Below are 6760 nucleotides of genomic sequence, written 5' to 3'. Positions count from 1 at the left end.
CGACGCGCCGGATTCCCCTTCGGCCTCGGCACCAGCCTCTGCTCCACCGTCGCCCTCCGAACCAACGGCGCAGACGTGCGCCTCGCCATCGGCACCGACTCCGGAAAAGTCTTCTACCTCCCCATCATCGCAAACAATAAGTAGCCGTCCCGCGATCCACTCCCGATCCTGGCGGCGCCGAATCACCCCGGTGGAACGGATCGAAATCATCGAATTCCACACTCGATCCAAGACCATGTCCGCCTAATGTGGACTGAGACAGTCAACATAGTTACTCTCAATGAGACGGCAATGTGATGAAAATCACATTTCCAAAAAAAATCGTGAGCCAGTTCCTTGACACAGGGGTGCTAGTTGGCTCACAGTGTACACAGATTCCACAGAAAGAACGGCAAACGAGAAACTGAATGAACATAAGGCAACTTCTACCTGGCCCAACAACACTCTACCTCTCTCAAGGCCGCACCTGGATTCCCCGCTCCACCGCGCTTGTTGTTCTCCTGCTCTTCTTCTCCAACTCGATCGTCGGATGCTCCAAGAAAGCCAAGGAACCCCAAACCGTCTCGCACGAAAGCTTTGACACCGACCTCGTGCTCGGAGACGGCGCCGAGGAGGGCGGATGGAAAATCGCCCAGAACATTTCGACCACCACAAAAAGTGAAAATCAACTCAAGTACGAAGTCAGAGACGGAAAGCTGGAAATCTCCGGCGCCGTCTCAGCCAAGGACAAGCTCATCGTATCGCAAACGGTCAAAGCCGATCCGGAAACGATCATCGACATCCAGGTTTCCCACCGAATGTCCGCAACCCTCCCAAGTCTGCTGAACACGATCATTCCCGACCCCGTGCTCCGGACGGAGAATCCCCTTCCGAGCCCGCAAGCTCCGTCCATCCCCCCGGCGGGTTTGGTCGCACTTGTTGATACCGTAAGCAAGACCGGCGTTTCTTTCCTCGTGTTCCCAGAGCAGGTCATGGTGATGGTGGACCGGATTTCGCCTCCCGTCTTTGGGGCTCCACCCTCGATTGACACGCCTCCGGAAGGGGAACCGCCCGTCCGAAGAACCGGTGGGATCGCACCGGCCGTCCCCCGAATCGTTCGATCCATCACCCGCGGGAGCTGGCACCGCTACCGGATCGTCTACGACCCCGTCGCATTCAAGGTGAAAATGTTCGTGGATGGCAGTCAGGTGGCCGGAGAAGAAAACGTGATGATTCCGAAACCCGTCTTCTCCATGGGCACCATGGCCGGCCCGAACGCCAAACCCCTGGAAGCCACCATCGACGGCGCCCTGTTCGACGACCTGGAGATCAAGAGGTGAGAGACATCTGCCGCGTCTTGGAGGTTTTTCGTCCCTACCTGAAGCGTCTTGCCCAAATGAAAATGGATTCGAGATGGTTTCTCGTCCCTGGATCTGTTCTTGCATTAACCGCTTGTGTTCTCGTTGGAGATGCGCAGGCGGCAATAAAATTCTACTTTGAGGTAGGAACCGTAAACTCTATCGGTGACTGTGATGGTTTCCTCGATAATTCAGACCCCTACGTGATCCTAAGAGTCGGGAGTGAAACCGCGGATCAATATACACCCACGGCATGGGATCCGGGGAGCAGCAATGCGTTCAATACCTGGTTCAATAGTACCGCCGCGGTTTCCGGCTCTGTAAATGTTCAAACAAAAGTTAGAGATCAAGACAGCACGATAGCGACATGGAGTGGTGACTCAAGCGATTGGGACAGTTGCCTTGGAGGCATAACCCTTACGGGCTATGCTGATAACTCATGGCGTACTTCCGCGGCTACCGATACAGGGGTTGCCAATTGCGGCGATGGTGATGGCGACTGCCCCGATTCAGTAACGATAGATTATAAGAGTTACTACTGTGACGATACGGGTCCGTCAACGCCCAGTTCGTTGACGGTCACTGAATCGGGACAGGTATATGGCAGTGTGACCAGTACATCGGCCTCATGGGGAACGTCGAGCGATTCGAACACCGGGATTTATGACTATCAATATTGCATCGGAACGACAGCGGGTGGTTGCGAAACGATCGGGTGGACAAGCAATGGCACGAGTACGAGCAAGACCGTAACCTACACTTTCCCCCAGGGAAGGTATTACTGGTCTGTGCGTGCAAGAAACAATGACCTATCAACGTGGTCAGCAACCGTGCTTCGGGATTGCGGTTCCGGCGCCACCGCGAATTACCACGATCCAGGATCGGCAAGAACGGACTCGACCGGTTTCGCAGTAGACCAGACACCCCCCACCATGCACCACATCGAAACGATCTCGGACAGCCGGTCCTGCACCGGCGGGTGGTGCCTGACCGTCTACTATCCGCTCTCGTACGGCCAGACGCCCACACGCTCCAGGGTCTATTTCTCCGCCGCGCAAAGGACGGATATGGATGCCTGGCCGGTGGACATCTTCGAGTTCGACGACACCACCCAGTGGAATTCCGGGTGCGGCTGCTTCGCGTGCTGTTGCGATGCCCAGTCCGACAACGTTTGGAGTCCGTGGAATTCAACGGGACGGATCAAAGTGGAGCTCTACGAAGCCGATAACCTCTGCGCCGACCCCAGCTACACCGCCACCCAGGTTGAATACGACCGCACCTACGGCCCCTACACATCCGATCCCGGCGCAACCGTCGCAATCACAACCAACCCAAACAGCGAGACCACCTCATGGGACGATGCCGCCGGAAATCGGACCAATCTCACACTCGTTGAGGTGGATAAGGACTGCGATAACGCCGGCTGGGCCTCCGCGTGGTCCGGGAGCCAGAGCACCACCCTCTCAGCCTTCAACGGGTGGTCCACCGCAGCCGAGGGGATTGACGACTATTGTGTCCGCGCCACGGACGGCGGGGGCAACGTTCAACAATACTTCGACGGCACCGCCATCAAAGTGAAATACTGGTACAACAAAGACACAACGCCGCCCACGAACCCCTCCAGCGTCTCCAGCAGCAGTCACACCGTCAGCGGCTGCTCCAACTCCGACAACACAAACGACATGTCGTGGTCGGGCGCCTCCGACACCTCCGGCATCCAAGGCTACCGGTGGAAAATAGACAACAGCGCCACAACGGTGCCGACGTCCGGCGACAACTGGACGACCGCCACCAGCGTGACCGCCACAATGACCGACTCCGGCCCCATGTACTTCCACGTCCGTTCCGTGGACAACGCCGGCCTCTACGCCACCGGCGCAGCCCACGCCGGTCCATACACCTATGACGACGATTGCGGACCCGCGGCCGACACGCTCGCACTCAACACCGTGAACTACACCGCAAACATTCTGGACAGCGCAACCTCCTACTCGGTGTCCGCCACGTTCTCCCAAACCGATAATGATGATGACGCCGGCGCCGTGACGGTGGTGGATCACACCGCAGGCTCCGCCACCTACTACTGCGCAGGCTCTCAATCCCGAATCCCCGCGGCCGGCACCAACACGTACAACTGGAACAGCGGCGACCGAAACTCGGATTCCTGCTCTTACGGTCCCCCGAGCGGAGGCGACGCGGAGGTGGACACCTACTGGTGCTCAAGGAGCGGAAGCCAGACGCACTGGTATTCCAACGACTACGGAGGCTCAGGCGGCGACACGGATACAAGCCTCCCCGGTCAGAGCGATTGGGCCTCCGCCACAATCCCGCAAATCACTTCCGATACGGTCGGCTACCCCGGAAAGCAAGCCTACTTCAACATCGACCGCATGGTTGTGACGCTCGATCTCCAAGAGTACATGAACGAATGGTGCGATATCTGGTGGCCGGGATCGTGCGACCCGGACCAGTCCAACCCCACGGTCACGGTGCAGTACAACCGCTACGACGACGGCGCGTGGGGCGGCTGGACGAATCTCGGCAACTACACCCCGTCCCACGGTTGGACCTGGCGAACCTTCACCCTCCTCGACACCGTGGATGGGCCCACCATCGCCGACTGGAACGACGGCAGCAACCAGATCGATTTCCGCGTGGTGATTTCCGGCATGGCCGGCGCCGACGGCTGGGGCGAAAACGAGTACGAAGACATGTACGTCCGCTATCCGGAAGTCCATTCCACTTACTACTGGCACATCGACGCCCACTCCGCCGCCAACTTCGAACCCGTCCACAACCTCGGCAACACGAGTTTCTACGTCTACCTCTTCGACAAGGACAATGAGTGGGGCAACGATGAAATCCCCGCTTCCGGAAGCTGCACCGTGGCCACCGGCAAAGAAGACTTCTCGGCGCCGGGCGTCGAAGGCGACGCGGAATACGATTGCCACACCAATGCCGGCCAGCAAATCACGGGAGCGTGCCAGACCTTCACCTATAACGTCGCCGACGACGATACCACGGCCCCCTCCGTCACTTTCGATGCGCCCTCCTATCTCAACGCCAACGTGAACCTGACCGCGACGGCCAGCGACCCCGTCGAAGGCGACGACTCGGGCATCGCCCAGATCCAGTTCGAATACACGTCCTGGCTCGGCGCGGCGTGCGATACCACCTGGACGAATATCGGCACGGATACCGATCCCTCCACGGGATGCAGCACGACGGATTACTGCGTCGCGTGGACCCTGCCGGTTACGGACGCGCGCTACTGCGTCCGCGCCACCGCCACGGACAACGACAACGACCGGGCTGGCGACGCACTGACAGGGAACTCCATCGACAATAACGTCATCGTCGATCGCCAGGCGCCCAACAGCCCGACGGGCCTCGCCGCCAAGGTGGACAACGGCTCCTGCACCGGCGCCGCGCTCGGCGACAATACCTGGCAAAACACCTCCGATGACCCCTGCATGACCTGGACCCACGCCACGGACAACGGCCTCGCCGGAGTCAACGGATACTGGATCTACTTCGGCTCCAACGCGTCCGCCGACCCCGAAACCGCGGGCGGCTGGATCGGCTACCAAACCACCTGGACGAACGGCACCGCCCCCGGCAACGGTACCTGGTACTTCCGCGTGAAAACTAAAGACAACGCCGGGAATACGACCATCGCCACCGTCTACACAATCAAATACGACACCGTGGCCTCGGCGCTCGCCCTGACCAGCATCGAAGGCGATACCGCCGCCACGTTCTATGACAACGCAAACGACTCCAATACCGACGTCGTTCTCACTTCCGAAACCGCCTCCACAACCGCGTCCGGCACGTCGGCCTGCCGCTGGTACACCGCGGATACGGCCTGGACCACGGGAAGCGGCACCGTCTGCGGGAGTACCACCGCCTGCTCCGTCACGGGGGCCGACACCGAAGGAACCACCTACAACCGATACATCGCGTGCGTCGACAACGCCGGAAACGGGAACTCCACGGCCAACAACCTCGATGTCACGTGGACCAACGACTGGACGGCCCCGTCGATCTCCATCACCAACGTCGAAGGCGACACCGCCGCCACGTACTACGACACCACCAACGACTCCAACACCGATATCGCCATCTCCACCACCGATGCCGTCTCCGGCCCGACCACCTGCCGATGGGACACCACCGACATCGCCTACGGCTCCATGGCCAATACCTGCACCTCCACCTCCCTCTGCACGATCGGCGCCCTCGCCGAAAGCGGCACCGCCTACACCCGATACATCGCGTGCATCGATGCCGCCGGCAACGCCAACACGGCCGCCAACAACATCGCCGTCTCCTGGTACAACGACTGGACCGTTCCCTCCATCTCCCTCACCAACGTCGAAGGCGACACGGCCGCCACGTACTACGACACGATCAACGACTCCAACACCGATATCGCCATCTCGGTCACCGACACGGTCGGCGCCGCCACCTGCAAATGGGACACCACCGACATCGCCTACGGCTCGATGGCCAATACCTGCACCTCCACCTCCCTCTGCACCATCGGCGCCCTCGCCGAAAGCGGCACCGCCTATACCCGATACGTCGCATGCGTCGATGCCGCCGGCAATGCCAACACCGCCGCGAACAACATCTCCGTGACTTGGTACAACGACTGGACGGCACCGCCGCTCACACTCACCAGCGTGGAGGGCGACACCGCCTCCGCCTACTACGACACCGCGAACGACTCCAACACCGACATTGTGCTCACCTCCACCGATGCCGCCACGGGGACCACCGCCTGCCGCTGGTACACCACGGACGTGGCCTACGATGGAGGATCAGGCACCGCTTGTTCGAGCACCACCGCCTGCCAGTTCACCGGCGCGGCCGCCGCCGATACCACCTACTCCCGCTACATCGCCTGCGTCGACGCCGCCGGCAACGGCAACTCCACGTCCAACAACCTCAACATCACCTGGATGAACGACTGGACCGCGCCTCCCGTCCCCTCCATCTCCTCCGTCGTCAACTCGGGCAATCTCAAACTCACCGTCAACTGGTCCACCGTCACCGATACCGGCTCGGGACTCGCCAACTATGAACTCGACCGGATCGGCGCCGGCCAGATCGCCACCCCCGCCTCGGGAGCCACCTCGTACCAAGACACCGTCGCCTCGGACAACACCCAATACTGCTACCAAATGCGATCCAAAGACGCCGCCGGGAACCTCAGCGGCAATTCAACGCAGGTCTGCTCCACCGCCGTCATCGCCAACGAAACCATCGCCGCCGAAATCAAAGGCTTCCCCGTCTCCGCCACCGACCAATTCGGCACTTACATCGGCACCTACGTCGGCGCCGGAACCACCGTCTACCTCCTCAGCGCCAACGGCACCGTCGCCGACAGCGAAGCCCTCCCGGGCGCCTCGGGGTCC

3 protein-coding genes are annotated in these 6760 nt (G+C 60.6%); all 3 read left to right on the top strand.

The genetic code is table 11. The annotated features are described in order from the left end of the window. Window positions 1-144: hypothetical protein (locus tag HYT87_19670; GenBank protein MBI2061965.1), on the top strand; the 144-nt coding region annotated here is incomplete at its 5' end. 263 nt (window positions 145-407) lie between these two features. Continuing rightward, a complete protein-coding gene (locus tag HYT87_19665; protein ID MBI2061964.1) occupies window positions 408-1319 on the top strand; it encodes a hypothetical protein in 912 nt (303 codons plus the stop codon). Between the two features lie 806 nt (window positions 1320-2125). After that, window positions 2126-6760, top strand: a 4635-nt coding sequence (locus HYT87_19660; protein MBI2061963.1) for a hypothetical protein, incomplete at its 3' end; no start/stop codon positions are given.

The organism is Nitrospirota bacterium (genome assembly GCA_016180645.1).
In the GTDB taxonomy this organism is placed as follows: Bacteria; JACPQY01; JACPQY01; order JACPQY01; family JACPQY01; genus JACPAV01.
This window is presented reverse-complemented; position numbering and strand designations above follow the sequence as displayed.